The following is a 16,959-nucleotide window of genomic DNA, read 5'->3' as shown; positions in this document are numbered from 1 at the left end:
TCGTCCAATTAACTATCAGCGGGAATCCTCCGCTAATAGAAGTATCACTTTATTTCACAACATAAAACTTCACGTTTTACTTACTGCGTGAAATGTTTGTAATAAACTTATAACGATCTCCTCTGTAAATACATTTTACATATTCCAACGGCAGCTCGCCTTCTGCATATGACCATTGTCTCATTACAAGCACTGGTGCTTTATTTGGAATATGAAGGTGCTCTGCCTCTTCGTCCGTTGCAATAGACGCTTCAATAGATTGCGTAGCACGAATTAGCTTAAAGCCTAGTTTTTTTTCTAAGTGCTCATACAATGATTGCTGCAAAATTTCTTCATTAATATCTTTTACAAGAGATGATGACAAATACGTTGTCTCAAACGCAATTGGTTCTTCATCAGCTAAGCGAATACGCCTTACCTCGTAAACCGATTCTCCCTCTTGAATTCTAAGCCTCTCTGCTATTTCAGCAGTAGCTGGAACAAGGTGAAAGCTTAATAACACACTACTTGGTTTCATTCCACGAGAGAGCATATCCTCTGTAAATCCTGTCATGCCTTGCAACTTTTGCTCAACCTTCGGAAGTTGCACAAAAGTTCCAATTCCACGTTTCCGATGTAAATACCCTTGTTCAACTAAGTTATTGATGGCCTGTCTAATTGTCATTCGACTTACTTCAAACTTATCACATAATTCATTTTCAGATGGAATTTTATCTCCCGGCTTCCATTCACCGGCTTCAATTAGTTGCTTCACCCACTCCTGAATCTGATAATAGATCGGAAATGGTGAATACTTGTCGATATTCATCAGCAATCGCCTCACTGCATAAAGATAGAGCTTCTTGATCTGCGATTACGGTTACATTTGGATGATGTTGTAAAACAGTAGCCGGACACCCTTCGCTTACTTTCCCTTGTAGCATTTCCTTAATCGCTGCTGCTTTTTTCACACCAGAAGCGACGAGTAAAATTTGCTTTGCTTTCATAATGCTACCGATCCCCATTGTAATAGCATGCGTTGGCACATCTTCTTCTTTTTCGAAGAAACGACGGTTTGCTTGACGGGTAGATTCTGTTAACTCCACAATGTTAGTTACAGAATCAAATGGTGTTCCCGGCTCATTAAATCCGATGTGACCGTTTTCACCGATTCCAAGAATTTGTAAATCAACTGAATTGGCATCAATAATACTTTCATAACGCTTACATTCTTCTTGTAAATCGCCTGCCATTCCATTTGGTACATACGTTTCTTTAAATGGAAGATGATTAAACAACTGTTCTTTCATAAAATAATGATAGCTGTTTTTGTCTTCCTGTGGTAAATTTACGTACTCATCTAAGTTTACAGTGGTTGCACGGCTTGTATCAAGTTTATTTTTTCTCATTAATGCATAAATCCCTAATGGAGAGCTGCCTGTAGCCATTCCTAATACTGGATTTTCTTTTGATTTTACAACATGTTCAATTAATTTATAGCCCGCTTCTGCTAATTCTTCCGGAGTTTTTACAACAACGATATTCATTTACTTCCCCTCTTTCATATGAATCCCTAATCGAACTGTATCTTGTACATATAAATCTTCAGACATAATAACAAAATCCGCATCTTTTCCTGTTTCTAAAACGCCCTTGTTTACCAATCCAAATTCCTCTGCTTGGTTAACTGATGTCATAAGAACAGCTTCTTCGATGGAGCATCCAGTAAACGCTATTACGTTGCGCAACGCTTCGTCCATTTTCAAAATACTACCTGCTAATGTGCCATCTTCTAATCGTGCGCTACCATCTTTTACGATAACCGGTTGTCCGCCAAGTTCATATAATCCATCTGCTAAGCCTTTTGCACGCATCGCATCTGTAATGACACTCACTTTTTTAGCGCCTTTTAATTTATATGCCACTTTCACCATATCCGGGTGAATATGAATACCATCTGTAATTACTTCGACCATTACATCTGAATTTAATAACACATGACCAACTACACCTGGCTCACGGTGATGCAAACCACGCATTTGATTATAAAGGTGCGTTGCATGTGTAATGTTTCTCCCTATTAATTGCTCATTCGTTGCATCTGTATGTCCAATTGTACCGATGACACCCGTTGCTGCGAGATATTCTTCAAACTCACGCGCCCCTTCTTCTTCTGGAGCATATGTTACAAGTTTAATTAAATTTCCGCTTTCTGTTTGCCATTGCTTAAATTGCTCAATATTTGCAGGGACAATGTATTCCAGTGGCTGTGCACCTGCACGTTTTTTTGAAACGTACGGACCTTCTAAATGAATATATTCGAAATGTGCACCTTTTCCCTTTGCTTCCTTCGCAGCGCCCAAAGCCGCTTCAATTGCTTGAGAAGACTGTGTCATTGTTGTTGGAAAGAACGTCGTAACTCCTTCTTGTAACAGCTGTTTACCGAGAGTTACTAATCCGTCGCTATTTGCATCCATTGCATCAATATCGTACCCACCGTGAATATGAACATCAATCATACCTGGAATCACAATATTCCCTTTTATATCATGAACCTTTTCATTTTCTTGCGGTACATACTGAGCCATCAATCCAAGTTCTTGAATTTGATCCGTGTAACGAATAAAAGCACTTTCTACCACTTCACGACCTGTATAAATTTTGGCATTGATGACGACTTGCGTTTTCATTTTCATCGATCCTTTCCCCTGTAATCCCTACTTGTCTTATTACCTATCACTATCATATTATATACACGAGTAGTTGTCTATACATTATAGATGGATTTTTGATATAAGAAAAAGGGAATTTTGTTTTTCTTCTCTAATTATAATATAGAACATTCATTTTATTAAAAAGGACTTTCAAAATATTCCCTCCTATACGAAACAAAAAAGGAACTACACTTGTAGAAATACACCGTATGATGCATGACTTAAATATTTCATTATATGTATATTAAGAAAAACCATGAAACGCTACTGTATATAAAGTGAAACTTTAATCAGCCCTCACCAATCGGGCGCATGCTAGCAGTTTATCTCCCACCTAACTTCTTAAGAAAAGCGGAAGCGGCTCGTTCAGAATCGCAGGACGCCCACGCCCCTGACAGAGAGGCGCTTTTTGCCTCGTCCGAGGGGGCGAAACGGCCGGAGATTCTAGCCGCTAGAGCTGGACAACAAAGAAATGTGGAAGTGGCTCGCCCAGAATGTGAGGGGGATGGAGCTTCTGACGTAGAGGTGTTTTTTACCTCGTAGGAAGAAGCGAAGCCACCAAACATTCTAGCCACTGGAACTGGACAATGCTTTCACCGAATTTTGAGATGGGAGTATTACTGCCCACGAATAGCCGGATAAACGAATGTAACTATACTTATCATTTCAGCAGCTTTGATTTCTTTCATACGCTGCTGAAATGAATGATACATACACTATTTTAACAACGGCAAAGGTAACTGATGCTGGAATGTGATACACTCACCATCCGTTTCAATTTCAACATCATTTTTCACCGTAGTATGTACGGTCACACCATGCCGATATAATCGTTTCACCACACTTCGATGCGGATGACCATACGGATTCTTTTTATCATACGAAATAATAGCAAACTGCGGTGCAACAGCCGTTATAAACTGTTCGCTCGTTGATGTATATGAACCGTGATGGCCAACTTTTAGCACATCTGCATGCACATCGTACTTCTTCACAATTTCTTCCTCTGTATGTGTATCAGCATCCCCCATGAATAAAAAATCAGCCTTACCATAACGAATTTTCAATACAATAGATGACTCATTATTTTCTCGTTTTGTTTTTCCATCATTTAATACTTGAACAGAAATATGAGGATCTAAGGGAATATATTGTCCTTCCTTTACACGTAAAAATGGAACTCCTCTTTTTTTAATACTTCTCATATACGAATGATATGTAAATGAACTATATAATTTCCCACTATCTAACACAAGTGAAACCGGCATTTGTTCAATAATTGGAATTAACCCTCCGATATGATCCATATCAGGATGTGTACCAATAACAACATCTAAGCGTTTAATCCCCTTCTTAATTAACTTATCTATAATAGGCTCCCCGGCCTCATACGGACCACCATCAATTAAAATTGTTTTCCCGTTTGGTAAGGAAATAATTGTTGCGTCACCTTGTCCAACTCTTAAAAAATTTACAGTCATCTTACCTAAATGTGTACGCTGACTCGAAAAGGAGGAAACCATATGTATAGAAGCATGCTGACGTATAGGAGATGCACTATTTAAAGTTATACATAATACTGCTGAAAATAGAAAAAGAGCGATACGTACATCTTTCATACACCTTCTCCTTTTTCTATTTAGTATGACGCAGCTTTGATTTCATATACAAAAAAGCTTGGCAAAATGCCAAGCTTTCACTTCGAAATTTCTTGTAAAGAACCAAAGAATAAATCCGCTTCATTCATTCCTTCGCCTTCTTCTGACAGAGCAGGTAATTCATCTAATGTTTGCAATGCAAATGTATCTAAAAACTCTTTTGTTGTGCCGTATAAAATAGGGCGTCCCGGCCCTTCTGCACGTCCTACTTCTTTAATTAATAAATGAGATACAAGCGTTTGAAGAGCGCGCTCTGTTTTTACACCGCGAATTTCTTCGATTTCAGTTCTTGTAATTGGCTGGCGATAGGCGATAATCGCTAATGTTTCTAATGCTGCTTGCGATAAAGATGCAGTTGTTGGCACATCCATCAATTTTTGATAATACGGTGCGTGCTCTTTTTTCGTTGTAAAACGATACGCTTTTGCAAATTGAACAATCTGCAAGCCGTGATGCAATTGATCATATTCTTCCTGCAGCTCTTCTACAAGTTGTATTACATTTCTCACTTCTACCTCTAATACTTTTGCAATTTGTTCTGGATAAATCCCTTCATCCCCTGCTACAAACAGCAGCCCCTCTATAACTGCCTTTTGTTCTTGTCTTTCCAACGCAAAAAGCTCCTTTCTCGCATTCTTTGTATCCATATACGTCATAAAGACCGAACAACAATTTACGTTCGGTCAAACATTACAGCTATTGTTTCATTAAAAAGATTTCATCAAAATTACGCTCTTGCTCGATAACAATTTTCTGATGTTTCATAAGTTCCAAAATTGCTAAAAATGTAACAACAATCATATCTCGATCATCATCTACAAATAAATCGTAAAAACTTTGACGACCTCCTGCAAGCTCCAATTGTTTTAAAACATCGCCCATTCGTTGTTCAATTGGGATTTCCTGCCTAGTAACTGTAGCTGTAACCGGCCGCTGTATTTTCTTACGACGCATGAGCTTTTGGAATGCTGCTAACATATCATATAACGTAACATCAATCGGCAGCTTTTCAGCCTCCTCTTTTTGAAACATCATAAAATCAAGAGGAGGCCGTGTATATAACTGCGCTCGTTCTTGTTCTTTTTCTTTTAATTGAGTAGCAACTTGCTTATATTTCTTATATTCAATTAGACGTTCCATTAATTCTTGCCGAGGATCTTCCATATATTCTTCACTGCTATCTTGTACATCTTCTTCATACTTTGGAAGCAACATTTTACTTTTAATTTGTAATAGCGTCGCTGCCATAACTAAATATTCACTTGCAACATCAAGCTGTAATTCTTTCATCGCATGGATATATGATAAATATTGTTCTGTAATTTCCGCTACAGGAATGTTATATATATCAATTTCATAACGATTAATTAAATGTAATAGTAAATCTAAAGGGCCTTCAAATGCCTCAACTTTAAAATTATATTGCACAAATCATCCCACCACATTTTTTCTATAACATCATAAGTATAGTGCATACTTATGTACTATCCAACCTTTTTCAAAAAATTAATTAAAAATAGACGTATACCTAGGCCACAATGCCCATCCGATTCATATGATAACAGTGTAATGAGTACATTGTAGGAGGTTACAAACTATGGGTCATGTTACTGGAGGTTTCCACGGCGGATTCGCTTTACTAGTTGTGTTGTTTATTTTATTAATTATTGTCGGCGCAGCTTGTTTTTGCTAACCGACATAAAGCGACTAGAGCACTCTCTAGTCGCTTTATGCTACACTATATACAACACTGCTTAGAATTGGAGTGAAAAGCATGTATTATGAAGCATACATACAGTTTTTAATTCATTTTCATAGTGATTACGACTACTTTGAATGTCACGAAGTTTTAGAAGAACATTGGAAAACAAAGCCACGCGGAGAGCGAGAACAGCATTGGGTCGGACTCATTCAAATTGCTGTCGCTTTATATCACCATAGACGCTCTAATTGGAACGGTGCTGAGCGAATGATGAAGAGTGCCCTATTTATTTTACAGAATGAAAAACAACATATAGAAGCATTAGGTTTAGAGTATTCGCAACTACTATTGATTCTTGAGGAACGACTGCACATCATTCAAAATCATGATTCTTATACAACACTATTTCTTCCTATTGCTGATTCGAATTTAGAAAACATATGTATACAATTATGCCAAACGAAAGGCTTACCATGGAAAGAGACTTCTTCTACTCCAAGCGAAGATATTATTCATAAACACTCCCGCCGTAATCGTGAAGATGTAATTAGCGAGCGAAATATACAATTACAAAAGAGAAAGCAGAGATAAGGTTATCTCTGCTTTTACTAATGCACATTATGTTCAACTTCTTTGCACTTCTTACAAAAACTAGATGTTTGTTCGTTTCCGCATACCGTAATATTTGGCAGCATTGTTTGTAATTCTTGTACCATTTTTGTTCCAATTCCCGCTTGACGATGCGAAGGATTCACACTAATATGTTGAATTTCTAGTACACCATCATCGTGCTTTACCGTCCCAATAATCCCAACAATCGCATCGTCTTCCTTCCATAAGTACAGCTGCCAATCATCATTTTGTTCATAATCTTTCATCGTTGCTTGTAATCGCTTTATGTCTTTTTCCATTGGCATAAAAGAAAGAAGTCCCATTGCAATTTTTTCATAACTTTTTTTAAAACGAATTAACATGAAATTTATCCCTTCTTACAAAAGTTACAAATCATATCCCCTCAGCCAGCATGTTCATATCATGTCTATTTTACAATATTTCTAACACGCTGAGAAGGCTTGCCTAAAAACAACGTTATAATCATACAAAGAGGGATAGCGGAAGTCAAATGTTGATATTCTGTTTATATTATGCTAATAGCATTGTATTGTTCATATCTATATATACAAGTTAAAAAACCGACATAAAAACCGCTTTCTTTTTAGGGGGGCGAGAGCTTCTGGCCATGCATAGAAACGGTCAGAACCTTTTTCTGCCACGTGCAACGTTTAAAATAAAGGGTGGAAACAAGTGCAGCTCACACTTCTGCATAGCTGCAACTTATATGTTGAAAAAATTTAAATGACACAAAAAATACACAAATTCTCCTATACGTATCTTGTACTGATCTTACCTTACAAATTCTTTTTTAATAAAAAAAGAGAGAGCCTTTTGCCCCCTCTTACCATTTTACTCTTCCCAAACTTTAACTTCTTTCATAACATCGCCTTGACGCATATTTAATACTGTCTCAATACCGCTTGTTGCTTTTCCGAATACAGTATGAACGCCGTCTAAATGCGGTTGTGGTTCATGTACAACAAAGAACTGGCTTCCTCCAGTATTTCTTCCAGCATGCGCCATAGAAAGTGCGCCTACTGTATGTTTGTGAGGATTTCCATCTGTTTCACATGGGATTGAATAGCCTGGTCCGCCAGTTCCGTTTCCAATTGGGCAGCCCCCTTGAGATACGAAACCAGGAATAACGCGGTGGAATGTTAATCCATCATAAAACCCCTCATTAGCTAATTTTCTAAAGTTTTCTACTGTTTTTGGTGCTTCTTCTGCGAAAAATTCTAATTCGATTTTTTCACCATTTTCCATTAATATGTATCCTAAAGTTTTCATGTATAATAAGCTCCTTTCAACAATCTCAGCCTTATATTACCACAATCACTGTAATAAACAAAAATATTATTGTGAAAACCGTGTTAAAATCCGACAATCCTACTGTTTCTTTCTAAAATCAATCTAAAGACGGATGACAAACATAAAAAATATACTATAATTACTTTGTTACCCGAAAATTTCAGAAAGAGAAAGGGAGCGATTTTTCGTGAAAACGAAATTGTTAGCACTGCTACTAGCTGTTATGGTCTTTTTGATTCCAACAGCTTCATATGCAGACGTGATTGAGGGAGAGTCTATTGTTACATTAGGAGAAAATTTAACAGATCAGCAAAAACAACAGCTTCGCGAAGAAATGAAAGCGCCAAAAGATGCGCAAATTATTACGGTATCAAATGCGGAAGAACATAAATATTTAGATGGGGTTGTACCAAACGCTCAAATTGGCACGAAAGCAATTTCTTCTTCTATGATTACGTATACAAAAAAAGGATCTGGCCTTGTTGTACAAGCGCATAATATTAATTGGGTAACAGATGCAATGTATACAAACGCATTAATTACAGCAGGTGTAAAAGATGCGAATATTTACATTACCGCACCATTTAAAGTATCAGGAACTGCAGCTTTAACAGGCTTAATGAAGGCTTACGAGACAGCAGCGAAAAAAGAAATTCCAGAAGAAGTTAAAAAAGTTGCGAACGAAGAAATGGTTCAAACTGCAAAACTTGGTGACCAAATCGGAAATGATAAAGCTGTACAACTTGTTGCAAAAGTTAAAGAAGAAATCGCAAAAGAACAACCAAAAACAAAAGAAGATTTACGTTCACTCATTAAAAAGATTGCAGATCAGCTCGGAATTACATTAACTGATGAACAACTTGATAATTTAGTATCACTCTTTGACAAAATGAAAAACTTAAATATTGATTGGAATCAAGTTAGTAGCCAATTAAATAAAGCAAAAGAACACGTTTCAGCGTTTCTAGGTTCTGAACAAGGTCAAGGCTTTTTAGAAAAATTAAAAGGCGTATTCGCTAGCTTCATTGACTTTATTAAATCGCTATTTAAGTAATAAAAAGCTCGTTAATAACGAGCTTTTTATTATGCTAACAATGGTAGTTTCATAATCGCTTCTTCTACAGAACGAACAATATGACTCGCTTTTTCTTTCACATATGGATGAGCATGATGCAATGTAAAGGAATGCGGCGTCACAGAAAACATGGAAATATCATTAAAAGAATCCCCGATACACGCTACTTCATGTGCTTCTATTTGTAAATGTTCCATTAAAAGCTGCAGTGCACTTCCTTTACTAATCCCCATTGGCATAATATCCACGTATCGCTTTCCTGAAATTACGACTTCTGCCTTGCCTTGGAATTCGTTTCGCAACTCTTGATCTAACATTGTAATTTTCTCTTCTTCTCCATAAACAAATAATTTTGCTGGATGAATAGTTTGTCCGAATTCTTCCTCTAATGTCTCTACTTCTGCGATTTCTCCTTGAATATATTCTTCAAACATACGATGATGTTCATTTTTCTTTTTTGTATATCGATGCTCCTTCGCACATACAATATCCACCATCTTTTTTTCATGTATATATTTATATATTTCCCGGGCAACCTCATCATCAAAAGTTGATTCGTTTAACATTGCTCCTTCTTTTGTTAATAAAACGGCGCCATTTAATCCTGTTGTATAATAAGGGAAAGCGAATTGTTTCACAACAGCATGAATACGGTGAGTAAAGCGACCAGAGGCAAAACAAATATTCGTACCTTTCTCTGCTAACCAGCATAATGCTTTTTCATCGTCACGATGGATCCGATTCACGTTATAAACGAGTGTGTCATCTAAATCGCTAACAAATAACTTAATCATGTAATCTCCCCTTTCATACATCATATTTACTTCTAGTGTACAAAAGAAATGTTATGTTTTTGTTAAAAACAGATAAATTTATAACAAAAATGAGCAGAATTGATTCTTCTGCTCATTTTTGCCTCTTTATATTTTGAGGATGAACGATACTAGGGCGTACCTTTAAACTAGAAATAGATGGGCGTATTAAAATTTTCACCAATGCTCCCCAATCAAACGGAAGAAACGGCCAAAGGTATGGCGTTTGTAAACTTCTAATAGATGCTAAAAATAAAATCAACAATGTCATTCCGACAACAAATCCTATTTCCTGAAATAAAGCAGTACATATAATGAGGAACAATTTACCAATCTTATTTCCTAATCCTAATTCATAACTTGGCGTTGCATAGGATCCAATCATAGAGATGGCAGTATATAAAATGACTTCTGGTACAAATAGACCGACATTGATTGCAATTTGACCAATTAATATAGCCGAAATTAACCCAGCCGCTGATGACAGCGGTGTTGGTGTATGGATCGATGCCATCCTCAGAAATTCCAGCCCTACTTCTGCTAAAATAATCTGTAAGGCAATCGGTAAATTGGTCACTTTATTCGGTCCAATAAACGCTAGCTTTTCTGGTAATAAAGCAGGGTCCATTACAAACACAAGCCAAAGTGGCAATAAGAACAGAGAAAATACAACTCCTAAAAAACGAACCCAGCGTAAAAATGTTCCAACAGCAGGATTTTGCCGAAATTCCTCCGCATGCTGTACATGATGAAAATATGTTGTTGGTGTAATAATTGCACTAGGAGAAGTATCTGTCATGAGTAAAACATGTCCTTCTAACAAATGGGTCGCAGCGACATCTGGTCTTTCTGTATATCGAATCAGCGGAAAAGGGTTGTACCCTTGTTTTACAAGAAACTCCTCAATCGTTTTATCTGCCATTGTGACACCGTCGACTTGAATATTTTCTAGCTCTTGCTTTAATATTTTCACTAAATCAGGATTCGCAATATCTTGTATATATGCGATACAAAGATCTGTGCGTGACCGCTCTCCCACCCGAATAATTTCATGTCGCAAACGAGGATCACGAATACGTCTCCGAATAAGGGCTGTGTTTACAATAATATTTTCAACAAATCCATCGCGCGCACCTCTGACAACTTTCTCTGTATCCGGCTCTGTCGGAGTGCGTCCTGGATAGCTACGAACATCGATTACAAATGCTTCTGTCTCTCCTTCTACAAAAATAACGATTAAACCTGATAAAACTTGCAATATGACGTCATCCATCGTCTTTACTTTACTTACTTGTTGATGAATAAGACGATTTTCTAACAACTTTACCGTATTTTCTCCATACCTTCGGATTCCATTCGTATCAATAGCCTCTTCGAGAATGTGTATGATATAGTTCGTATCACATAAACCGTTCACAAACAAAACACCAATTTCTTTATCTAAGATTTGAAATTTACGAATTCCCACATCAAACGTAACACCAAGTCCAACAGTTTGCTTCAAATAATTTTCATTGTCACTTAAAAATGAAGAAATTGGTATATTAGTCTTTTGGGTGTTGGTCATAAAACCCACTCCTTTCTAAAATTAATTGAATTGCTTGTTTTGAAATGGGCGACCCGCGTTTCCAGTCATCATTGCCGTACATTTTCCCAATATCACCGATTCCAACAATAATAGGAACATGTAATTCATCTAAACAGTAAACGGTATCACCGTTAATTCTTCCTATTTCTACATCTGCCAATCCAAATTTATCAACGCCATATTCAGTTAATCGTCCTTCTCGATCGACACTTACATCAACACGTGCCCATTCCCAATGATGCGTATTAGAAGCAACAGCTAACACGCCAAGCACATCGATTTGTTTATTCGTTGCCACATATTTTAATGCCTTTTCTCCTGATCCTTCCCCAATATATCCGCTATCATCAAACATAACAAAAACAGGGTCATGTGGTGTTTGCATGATAAGCTCAACAATCTTTCTCCCCGTTAATTTCGTTGGATTACTTTGCGTGGCCGAAATACATCGTCCACCAAACTCCTTTGCCAGTAACTCGATTGTTCGCTGTGCATATTCATCTCCGTCTGTCACCAAAATAACCCTTCTTCTCATCTTATTTATCCTTTCGGTTTAAAAATAAGTGCTGCTAAAAATGCAAACAAAATCGCTGCTGAAATTCCAACAGATGTTAACTTAAACATTCCCATTCCAATCCCAAGATAACCATGCTTTTCTGCAGCTTCCATCGCACCATGCAATAAAGAATGACCAAAACTTGTAATCGGAACAGTTGCTCCCGCTCCTGCAAACTGAATCAGTTTGTCATAAATGCCAAAACCATCTAAAATAGCACCAGCTACTACGAAGATTGCCATAACATGTGCAGGTGTTAATTTTGCAAAATCTAACAATAGTTGTCCGACAACACAAATCGCACCTCCAACTAAAAATGCATATATAAATTCCACTATTACACCCCTTTTATCCCGCATTAACGGGCAGTAAGCACCCACCTCCAGATTGAGAGAAAAGCGAAGAAGATAGGTGGGGGATAACTGCCCGTGAAAGCCCGATTGGTTCAACTAACCATAATTTTGGGATGAAGCCCCAAAAATTATGGAAGTTTCACTTTATTCTTTCAAATACAATACCGTGTGCAATCGTTGGAATCGATTCTTTTTGTTGAATCATAATCGGATTTAACAAAGCACCTGTTGCTACGACAAAAATCCGCCCGAAATTCCCTTTTTCCATTTCTTTCATTAAATGTCCATATGTTACAACTGCAGAACAAGCACAGCCACTTCCCCCAGCAAATACTTGCTGATCATCTCTATAAATCATTAAACCGCAATCATTATAGACATTACCTATATCATAGCCTTCATCTAACAAAAGTTGCCGTGCAATCGGTGTTCCTACTGCTGATAAATCTCCTGTCACAATTAAATCGTAATCGGCAGCACTTCTTTTTAAATCTTCAAAGTGTTGCCCAATTGTATGAGCTGCAGCAGGGGCCATCGCAGATCCCATATCAAATGGATCTGTTATACCTAAATCTTGTACTTTTCCAATAGTTGCTGCTGTGACTTTAATTGAACTTCTTTCACGACTTATTAAAGCCGTGCCAGCTCCTGTAACAGTAAACGTCGCTGTAGTTGGTTTTTGTCCTCCGTACTCTGTTGGATAACGAAATTGCCGCTCGGCCGTCGCATTATGGCTACTAACTGTTGCTAATACACGATTTGCAAACCCGCCATCAATAAATGCCGCGCCAACAGCTAACGTCTCCATTGAAGTGGAACACGCTCCAAACATTCCTAGAAAAGGAATCGAAAGCTCTCTAGCAACATAATTCGCTGTAACCGTTTGATTTAATAAATCTCCAGCCAAAAAGAAATCGATATCAGATGCTTGTAGCTTTTCTTTTCGCAATGCTTGTTGAATCGAATCTCTCATTAACCGTCTTTCTGCTAGCTCCCAACTCTCTTCTCCGCAATGTAAATCATTATATGTAATATCAAAACTATCCCTAAGCGGTCCCTTTGCCTCTTCCGGTCCAACGGCCGTCCCCGTCGCATTCACATATACATCATTTTGAAATAGCCACGTTTGTTTCCCAGTTAATCTCATCTGCCTTCTCCTTTGCTTACATAGGCTGAAACTTTCATCAATGGAGGAGCTTCCATGTATACCGAATGAGACCTACAACATACGCTCCAACAACTCCAAATACAATTACACTTCCAGCAATTTTGAACATATTTGTCGCAATCCCAAGAACAATTCCTTCACTGCGGTGTTCCATTGCTGCGCTCACCATTGAATTTGCAAATCCAGTTACCGGGATTGCTGAGCCTGCTCCTGCAAATTGTCCAAGTTTATCATATACACCAAGTCCCGTTAAAATTGCTGATAGTAATATTAATGTTGCAATTGTTGGATTTTCTGCATTTTTCTCCGTAAAATCGAAATAATGTATATACATCTTCGTCAAGACCTCACCTAATGTGCAAATAAGTCCACCCACAACAAAAGCCTTGATACAATTCATAATATAGTTAGGTTTAGGTTGATACTCTTTCACGTTATTCGCATAATCATCTTTTAATTTTCGCGGTGACATTGACATACCTCCTATTTCACAAAATAAATCCAATGAAATAAAGAACCTATAACCTTACCAAGAACAAGTGCGATAAGAAGAATAACAATTTTCCCATCAACGCCAACACGTTTCGCTAATATCGGAAGTACATTCAGCACTTCTGTTAAAGCAGCCGCAAGCATCCCAATAAATGTGCCGCATAACAATCCAAGAAGCAAAAGCCAATACGGCGGGGCCATCAATGTAATATCACGTAAACTGCACCATGCTCCGCTTAATGCACCGCCCACAACAGCCCATTCATAATATTGAACTCGATGACCACTTTTCGTTAACTGAGCGAGCCTCGGAATCATACCCAATACAGTTAAAAATGCAACGTATCCTCCTCCAACAGCAATTCCACCAGCAAATCCAATAAAGATGACCCCCATATATTCAATCATTTTGGATTTTCTTTATCATTTCTTTATTTTCATTCATCATCACATATTGATCGAGAGATTGCTGGTATTGAAACATTTCAACTTCTAATGGGCTTGGCTCTTCATTAATGCGCTTTTGAAAAACGTGATTAAAAAAAAGAATCATTCCAAGCCCAAGTCCTAACGAATATGGGATTTGAAATAAAAGTGGCTTTTTGTTGCTTTCCCCTGTAACCATGTAATATAAACGTTGATGCACTTGCTGCATACTAACGTCTTCATGAAAATAAATAATCGCAAGAGCCGCTCCCACAAATAGTAATAACCACACTATTCCAAAGAAAAATGGATTTACTTGTTTTTTTCATATACAATTTCAACAATCGTTTGTGCCGAACCAAGCAAATTAATTTCTAAACTGTTGGAATACTGCCGAATAGCCTGAATAACTTTCATCACATCAATTACAACATGCGTTTTATCTTTCTTTGTAATTTTATATACAGCCTGTCGTTTTATCTCGTCTACAATATGTGACTCTCCAACCACTTGTGCAACATCACCAATTTTAATCTCATAATCAGGTGACACTTGTAGACGATTCCTCATTTTTACATATATCGTTTGCTCCACTCCAATCACCTCTTAACTATTCCTCGTAGTTGTAGTATGGATATTGGAAAATTTTCTAATACAACTTTTTTAAAATAAAAAAACGAATAGACTATTCGCCTATTCGTTCCTTCATTTGCTTTAATATTTTCTTTTCTAGCCTTGATACTTGTACTTGAGAAATTCCTAAACGCTCCGCTACTTCCGATTGTGTTTGATCTTTATAATACCGCAAATATACAATCAGTCGTTCGCGCTCATCTAATTCACGAATTGCTTCTTTCAACGCAATCTTATCAAACCACTTTGTTTCAGAGCGATCCGCAATTTGATCTAAAACGGTAATAGGATCACCATCATTTTCATACACCGTTTCATGTATAGATGATGGTGTCCGGCTCGCTTCTTGCGCCATTACAACTTCTTCTGGCGTTAACTCTAACGCCTCTGCTATTTCGTTAATTGTCGGTGCACGGCCATACTCTTTTGATAATTCGTCTTTCATTTTACGAATTTTATTTCCAGTTTCTTTTAAAGAACGACTTACTTTCACTGTTCCGTCATCACGTAAAAACCGTTGAATTTCTCCAATAATCATTGGAACTGCATATGTTGAAAACTTTACATCAAAAGATAGATCAAATTTATCGACAGATTTCAGCAATCCAATACAGCCAATTTGAAACAAGTCCTCCGGCTCGTAACCGCGATTTAAAAAGCGTTGTACAACCGACCAAACAAGTCTCATATTACTTTGTATAATTAAATCTCTTGCTCCTTGATCACCATCTTGACTTCGCTTAATTAATTCTTTTAACTCATGATCCTTTAACTGCCCTTTTCCTTTTCCTTTTTCACTTCTGACCTCTATGTCCATAGGCAATTCTCCTTAATTGCATAGAGCGTTACTTTTTGATAGATACTTCGTCAAATGGATCGTTGTCCCGAAAGATTTATTAGAAATAACCTCTACTTCGTCCATAAAATTTTCCATAATGGTAAATCCCATTCCGGAACGCTCTAATTCGGGTTTTGTTGTAAAAAGGGGTTGCCTTGCTTCATCTAAATCTAGAATTCCAATCCCTTCATCACGAATCGTTAACTTTACCATGTCATCTTCCAAAATAACCGTAATATACACAATGCCATCTGGGTGTCCTTCATATCCATGAATAATGGCATTCGTTACCGCCTCAGACACAACTGTTTTCACTTCCGTTAGCTCTTCCATCGTTGGATCAAGCTGCGCAATAAAAGCGGCAACTGTAACCCGAGCAAACGATTCATTTTGACTTAATGCTGAAAATTGAAGGTTCATCTCATTTCTCATCTATGCCACCCCCAATGTCGCGAGCGCACGCACTTCATTTTCTTCTAATCGAATAATTTTAAATAGCCCTGACATCTCAAATAAGCGCTTTACAGCAGGAGAAATTGCACAAACAACCATTTCGCCGCCTAAGCTTTTGACATGCTTATATCTTCCTAATACAACACCAAGACCAGAACTATCCATAAATGCTAATTGTTCTAAGTTTAAAATAATATGATGAACATGATGCGTCTCAATCATATCAGTTACTTTCGCTCGCAACTCTTCGGCAGTATGATGATCTAGTTCGCCCGCTAAACGAACACATAAGACGTCACGCTTTACTTCTAAATGGATGGAAAGACTCACTCTATTTCCTCCTTACATTCAAAATTCGCGTATACACGCAAAACATATAAGAAGTTTTTCTCTAAAATAAATGTAGAATCCTTCCACCTGACAAAAGAAGTACTATTTCGTCATAAAATGAACCTTCTATATAAATCCAAATTAAAAAACCGACATAAAACCATTCTTTTTCGGTGGGCGAGAGCATCTGGCCATGCATAGAAGCGGTCAGTGCCCTTTCCTGCCACATACAAGGTAAAACAAAGAGAGAAAGCGGCAA

Annotated in this window: 21 protein-coding genes and 1 pseudogene; 3 read left to right on the top strand and 19 right to left on the bottom strand. The window is 37.5% G+C overall.

Annotated features, from left to right (window positions below):
• Positions 1 to 76: 76 nt before the first annotated feature.
• The 6 genes from phnF to MR076_RS07205 form a co-directional block, all read right to left on the bottom strand.
• Complete coding sequence (phnF, locus tag MR076_RS07230; protein ID WP_277928402.1) at positions 77 to 808, bottom strand: phosphonate metabolism transcriptional regulator PhnF; 732 nt, start codon at positions 806 to 808, stop codon at positions 77 to 79.
• A complete protein-coding gene (locus MR076_RS07225; RefSeq protein ID WP_242219146.1) occupies positions 738 to 1,526 on the bottom strand; it encodes a glucosamine-6-phosphate deaminase in 789 nt (262 codons plus the stop codon). Before MR076_RS07225 ends, phnF begins: the two co-directional genes overlap by 71 nt.
• Positions 1,527 to 2,669, bottom strand: coding sequence for an N-acetylglucosamine-6-phosphate deacetylase (gene nagA, locus MR076_RS07220; protein ID WP_242219220.1), 1,143 nt, complete (start codon positions 2,667 to 2,669; stop codon positions 1,527 to 1,529).
• A 740-nt stretch (positions 2,670 to 3,409) separates the two neighbouring features.
• Complete coding sequence (locus MR076_RS07215) at positions 3,410 to 4,312, bottom strand: ComEC/Rec2 family competence protein (protein ID WP_242219144.1); 903 nt, start codon at positions 4,310 to 4,312, stop codon at positions 3,410 to 3,412.
• A 77-nt stretch (positions 4,313 to 4,389) separates the two neighbouring features.
• The gene (scpB, locus tag MR076_RS07210) at positions 4,390 to 4,962 is read right to left on the bottom strand and encodes an SMC-Scp complex subunit ScpB (protein ID WP_242219140.1); all 573 of its coding nucleotides are present in this window, start codon (positions 4,960 to 4,962) and stop codon (positions 4,390 to 4,392) included.
• An 85-nt stretch (positions 4,963 to 5,047) separates the two neighbouring features.
• Positions 5,048 to 5,779: a segregation/condensation protein A gene (locus MR076_RS07205; protein ID WP_242219138.1), complete on the bottom strand. Its 732-nt coding sequence runs from the start codon at positions 5,777 to 5,779 to the stop codon at positions 5,048 to 5,050.
• A 169-nt stretch (positions 5,780 to 5,948) separates the two neighbouring features.
• On the opposite strand from MR076_RS07205, the gene MR076_RS07200 reads away from it, so the two are divergent.
• Entirely contained in the window at positions 5,949 to 6,044 is a 96-nt protein-coding gene (locus MR076_RS07200) for a YjcZ family sporulation protein (RefSeq protein WP_098914571.1), read from the top strand.
• An 81-nt stretch (positions 6,045 to 6,125) separates the two neighbouring features.
• Positions 6,126 to 6,644 (top strand): DUF309 domain-containing protein, encoded by a 519-nt coding sequence (locus tag MR076_RS07195; RefSeq protein WP_242219136.1) that lies wholly within the window; start codon positions 6,126 to 6,128, stop codon positions 6,642 to 6,644.
• Positions 6,645 to 6,661: 17 nt separating this feature from the next.
• Here MR076_RS07195 and MR076_RS07190 read toward each other — a convergent pair whose 3' ends face one another.
• Both MR076_RS07190 and MR076_RS07185 read right to left on the bottom strand, forming a co-directional pair.
• Positions 6,662 to 7,027 (bottom strand): GNAT family N-acetyltransferase, encoded by a 366-nt coding sequence (locus tag MR076_RS07190; protein WP_242219134.1) that lies wholly within the window; start codon positions 7,025 to 7,027, stop codon positions 6,662 to 6,664.
• A 490-nt stretch (positions 7,028 to 7,517) separates the two neighbouring features.
• Positions 7,518 to 7,955, bottom strand: coding sequence for a peptidylprolyl isomerase (locus MR076_RS07185; protein ID WP_020059398.1), 438 nt, complete (start codon positions 7,953 to 7,955; stop codon positions 7,518 to 7,520).
• 208 nt (positions 7,956 to 8,163) lie between these two features.
• On the opposite strand from MR076_RS07185, the gene MR076_RS07180 reads away from it, so the two are divergent.
• Entirely contained in the window at positions 8,164 to 9,030 is an 867-nt protein-coding gene (locus tag MR076_RS07180; RefSeq protein WP_242219131.1) for a DUF1002 domain-containing protein, read from the top strand.
• A gap of 29 nt (positions 9,031 to 9,059) precedes the next feature.
• Here the strand turns inward: MR076_RS07180 and MR076_RS07175 are convergent, their stop codons facing one another.
• The 11 genes and pseudogenes from MR076_RS07175 to spoIIAA all read right to left on the bottom strand — a co-directional run bounded on the left by MR076_RS07175 (position 9,060) and on the right by spoIIAA (position 16,700).
• On the bottom strand, positions 9,060 to 9,845 hold the full coding sequence (locus tag MR076_RS07175; RefSeq protein ID WP_242219128.1) for a Cof-type HAD-IIB family hydrolase: 786 nt from the start codon (positions 9,843 to 9,845) through the stop codon (positions 9,060 to 9,062).
• A 112-nt stretch (positions 9,846 to 9,957) separates the two neighbouring features.
• On the bottom strand, positions 9,958 to 11,430 hold the full coding sequence (locus tag MR076_RS07170) for a spore germination protein (protein ID WP_242219125.1): 1,473 nt from the start codon (positions 11,428 to 11,430) through the stop codon (positions 9,958 to 9,960).
• Positions 11,408 to 11,986: a stage V sporulation protein SpoVABEA gene (gene spoVAEA / locus MR076_RS07165; protein ID WP_242219124.1), complete on the bottom strand. Its 579-nt coding sequence runs from the start codon at positions 11,984 to 11,986 to the stop codon at positions 11,408 to 11,410. The genes MR076_RS07170 and spoVAEA overlap by 23 nt, the downstream gene beginning before the upstream one ends.
• 5 nt (positions 11,987 to 11,991) lie before the next feature.
• Complete coding sequence (gene spoVAE, locus MR076_RS07160; RefSeq protein ID WP_277928401.1) at positions 11,992 to 12,366, bottom strand: stage V sporulation protein AE; 375 nt, start codon at positions 12,364 to 12,366, stop codon at positions 11,992 to 11,994.
• 133 nt (positions 12,367 to 12,499) lie between these two features.
• Positions 12,500 to 13,507: a stage V sporulation protein AD gene (gene spoVAD / locus MR076_RS07155; protein ID WP_242219119.1), complete on the bottom strand. Its 1,008-nt coding sequence runs from the start codon at positions 13,505 to 13,507 to the stop codon at positions 12,500 to 12,502.
• Between the two features lie 37 nt (positions 13,508 to 13,544).
• A complete protein-coding gene (gene spoVAC / locus MR076_RS07150) occupies positions 13,545 to 14,000 on the bottom strand; it encodes a stage V sporulation protein AC (RefSeq protein WP_242219115.1) in 456 nt (151 codons plus the stop codon).
• Positions 14,001 to 14,011: 11 nt separating this feature from the next.
• Positions 14,012 to 14,428 (bottom strand): stage V sporulation protein AB, encoded by a 417-nt coding sequence (locus MR076_RS07145; RefSeq protein WP_242219113.1) that lies wholly within the window; start codon positions 14,426 to 14,428, stop codon positions 14,012 to 14,014.
• Positions 14,421 to 15,040 (bottom strand): annotated as a pseudogene (locus MR076_RS07140) (stage V sporulation protein AA). Before MR076_RS07140 ends, MR076_RS07145 begins: the two are co-directional and overlap by 8 nt.
• A gap of 91 nt (positions 15,041 to 15,131) precedes the next feature.
• Positions 15,132 to 15,896 (bottom strand): RNA polymerase sporulation sigma factor SigF, encoded by a 765-nt coding sequence (gene sigF, locus MR076_RS07135; protein ID WP_242219111.1) that lies wholly within the window; start codon positions 15,894 to 15,896, stop codon positions 15,132 to 15,134.
• 12 nt (positions 15,897 to 15,908) lie between these two features.
• Positions 15,909 to 16,349, bottom strand: a complete 441-nt coding sequence (gene spoIIAB, locus MR076_RS07130) for an anti-sigma F factor (RefSeq protein WP_242219110.1) — start codon at positions 16,347 to 16,349, stop codon at positions 15,909 to 15,911.
• Positions 16,350 to 16,700, bottom strand: coding sequence for an anti-sigma F factor antagonist (gene spoIIAA / locus MR076_RS07125; RefSeq protein WP_242219104.1), 351 nt, complete (start codon positions 16,698 to 16,700; stop codon positions 16,350 to 16,352).
• Between the last annotated feature and the right edge of the window lie 259 nt (positions 16,701 to 16,959).

The organism is Bacillus cereus group sp. BfR-BA-01380 (assembly GCF_022663535.1).
In the GTDB taxonomy this organism is placed as follows: domain Bacteria; phylum Bacillota; class Bacilli; order Bacillales; family Bacillaceae_G; genus Bacillus_A; species Bacillus_A cereus_BB.
Note: the sequence above shows the minus strand (reverse complement) of the source record. Positions and strands in the feature narration are given on the sequence as shown.

Excerpts from the sequence above, each read along its gene's own strand:
- phnF (WP_277928402.1), bottom strand. The coding sequence starts at position 808 with ATGAATATCGACAAGTATTCACCATTTCCGATCTATTATCAGATTCAG.
- MR076_RS07225 (WP_242219146.1), bottom strand. The coding sequence starts at position 1,526 with ATGAATATCGTTGTTGTAAAAACTCCGGAAGAATTAGCAGAAGCGGGC.
- nagA (WP_242219220.1), bottom strand. The coding sequence starts at position 2,669 with ATGAAAACGCAAGTCGTCATCAATGCCAAAATTTATACAGGTCGTGAA.
- MR076_RS07215 (WP_242219144.1), bottom strand. The coding sequence starts at position 4,312 with ATGAAAGATGTACGTATCGCTCTTTTTCTATTTTCAGCAGTATTATGT.
- MR076_RS07200 (WP_098914571.1), top strand. The coding sequence starts at position 5,949 with ATGGGTCATGTTACTGGAGGTTTCCACGGCGGATTCGCTTTACTAGTT.
- MR076_RS07195 (WP_242219136.1), top strand. The coding sequence starts at position 6,126 with ATGTATTATGAAGCATACATACAGTTTTTAATTCATTTTCATAGTGAT.
- MR076_RS07190 (WP_242219134.1), bottom strand. The coding sequence starts at position 7,027 with ATGTTAATTCGTTTTAAAAAAAGTTATGAAAAAATTGCAATGGGACTT.
- MR076_RS07185 (WP_020059398.1), bottom strand. The coding sequence starts at position 7,955 with ATGAAAACTTTAGGATACATATTAATGGAAAATGGTGAAAAAATCGAA.
- MR076_RS07175 (WP_242219128.1), bottom strand. The coding sequence starts at position 9,845 with ATGATTAAGTTATTTGTTAGCGATTTAGATGACACACTCGTTTATAAC.
- MR076_RS07170 (WP_242219125.1), bottom strand. The coding sequence starts at position 11,430 with ATGACCAACACCCAAAAGACTAATATACCAATTTCTTCATTTTTAAGT.
- spoVAEA (WP_242219124.1), bottom strand. The coding sequence starts at position 11,986 with ATGAGAAGAAGGGTTATTTTGGTGACAGACGGAGATGAATATGCACAG.
- spoVAE (WP_277928401.1), bottom strand. The coding sequence starts at position 12,366 with ATGCGGGATAAAAGGGGTGTAATAGTGGAATTTATATATGCATTTTTA.
- spoVAD (WP_242219119.1), bottom strand. The coding sequence starts at position 13,507 with ATGAGATTAACTGGGAAACAAACGTGGCTATTTCAAAATGATGTATAT.
- spoVAC (WP_242219115.1), bottom strand. The coding sequence starts at position 14,000 with ATGTCACCGCGAAAATTAAAAGATGATTATGCGAATAACGTGAAAGAG.
- MR076_RS07145 (WP_242219113.1), bottom strand. The coding sequence starts at position 14,428 with ATGATTGAATATATGGGGGTCATCTTTATTGGATTTGCTGGTGGAATT.
- sigF (WP_242219111.1), bottom strand. The coding sequence starts at position 15,896 with ATGGACATAGAGGTCAGAAGTGAAAAAGGAAAAGGAAAAGGGCAGTTA.
- spoIIAB (WP_242219110.1), bottom strand. The coding sequence starts at position 16,349 with ATGAGAAATGAGATGAACCTTCAATTTTCAGCATTAAGTCAAAATGAA.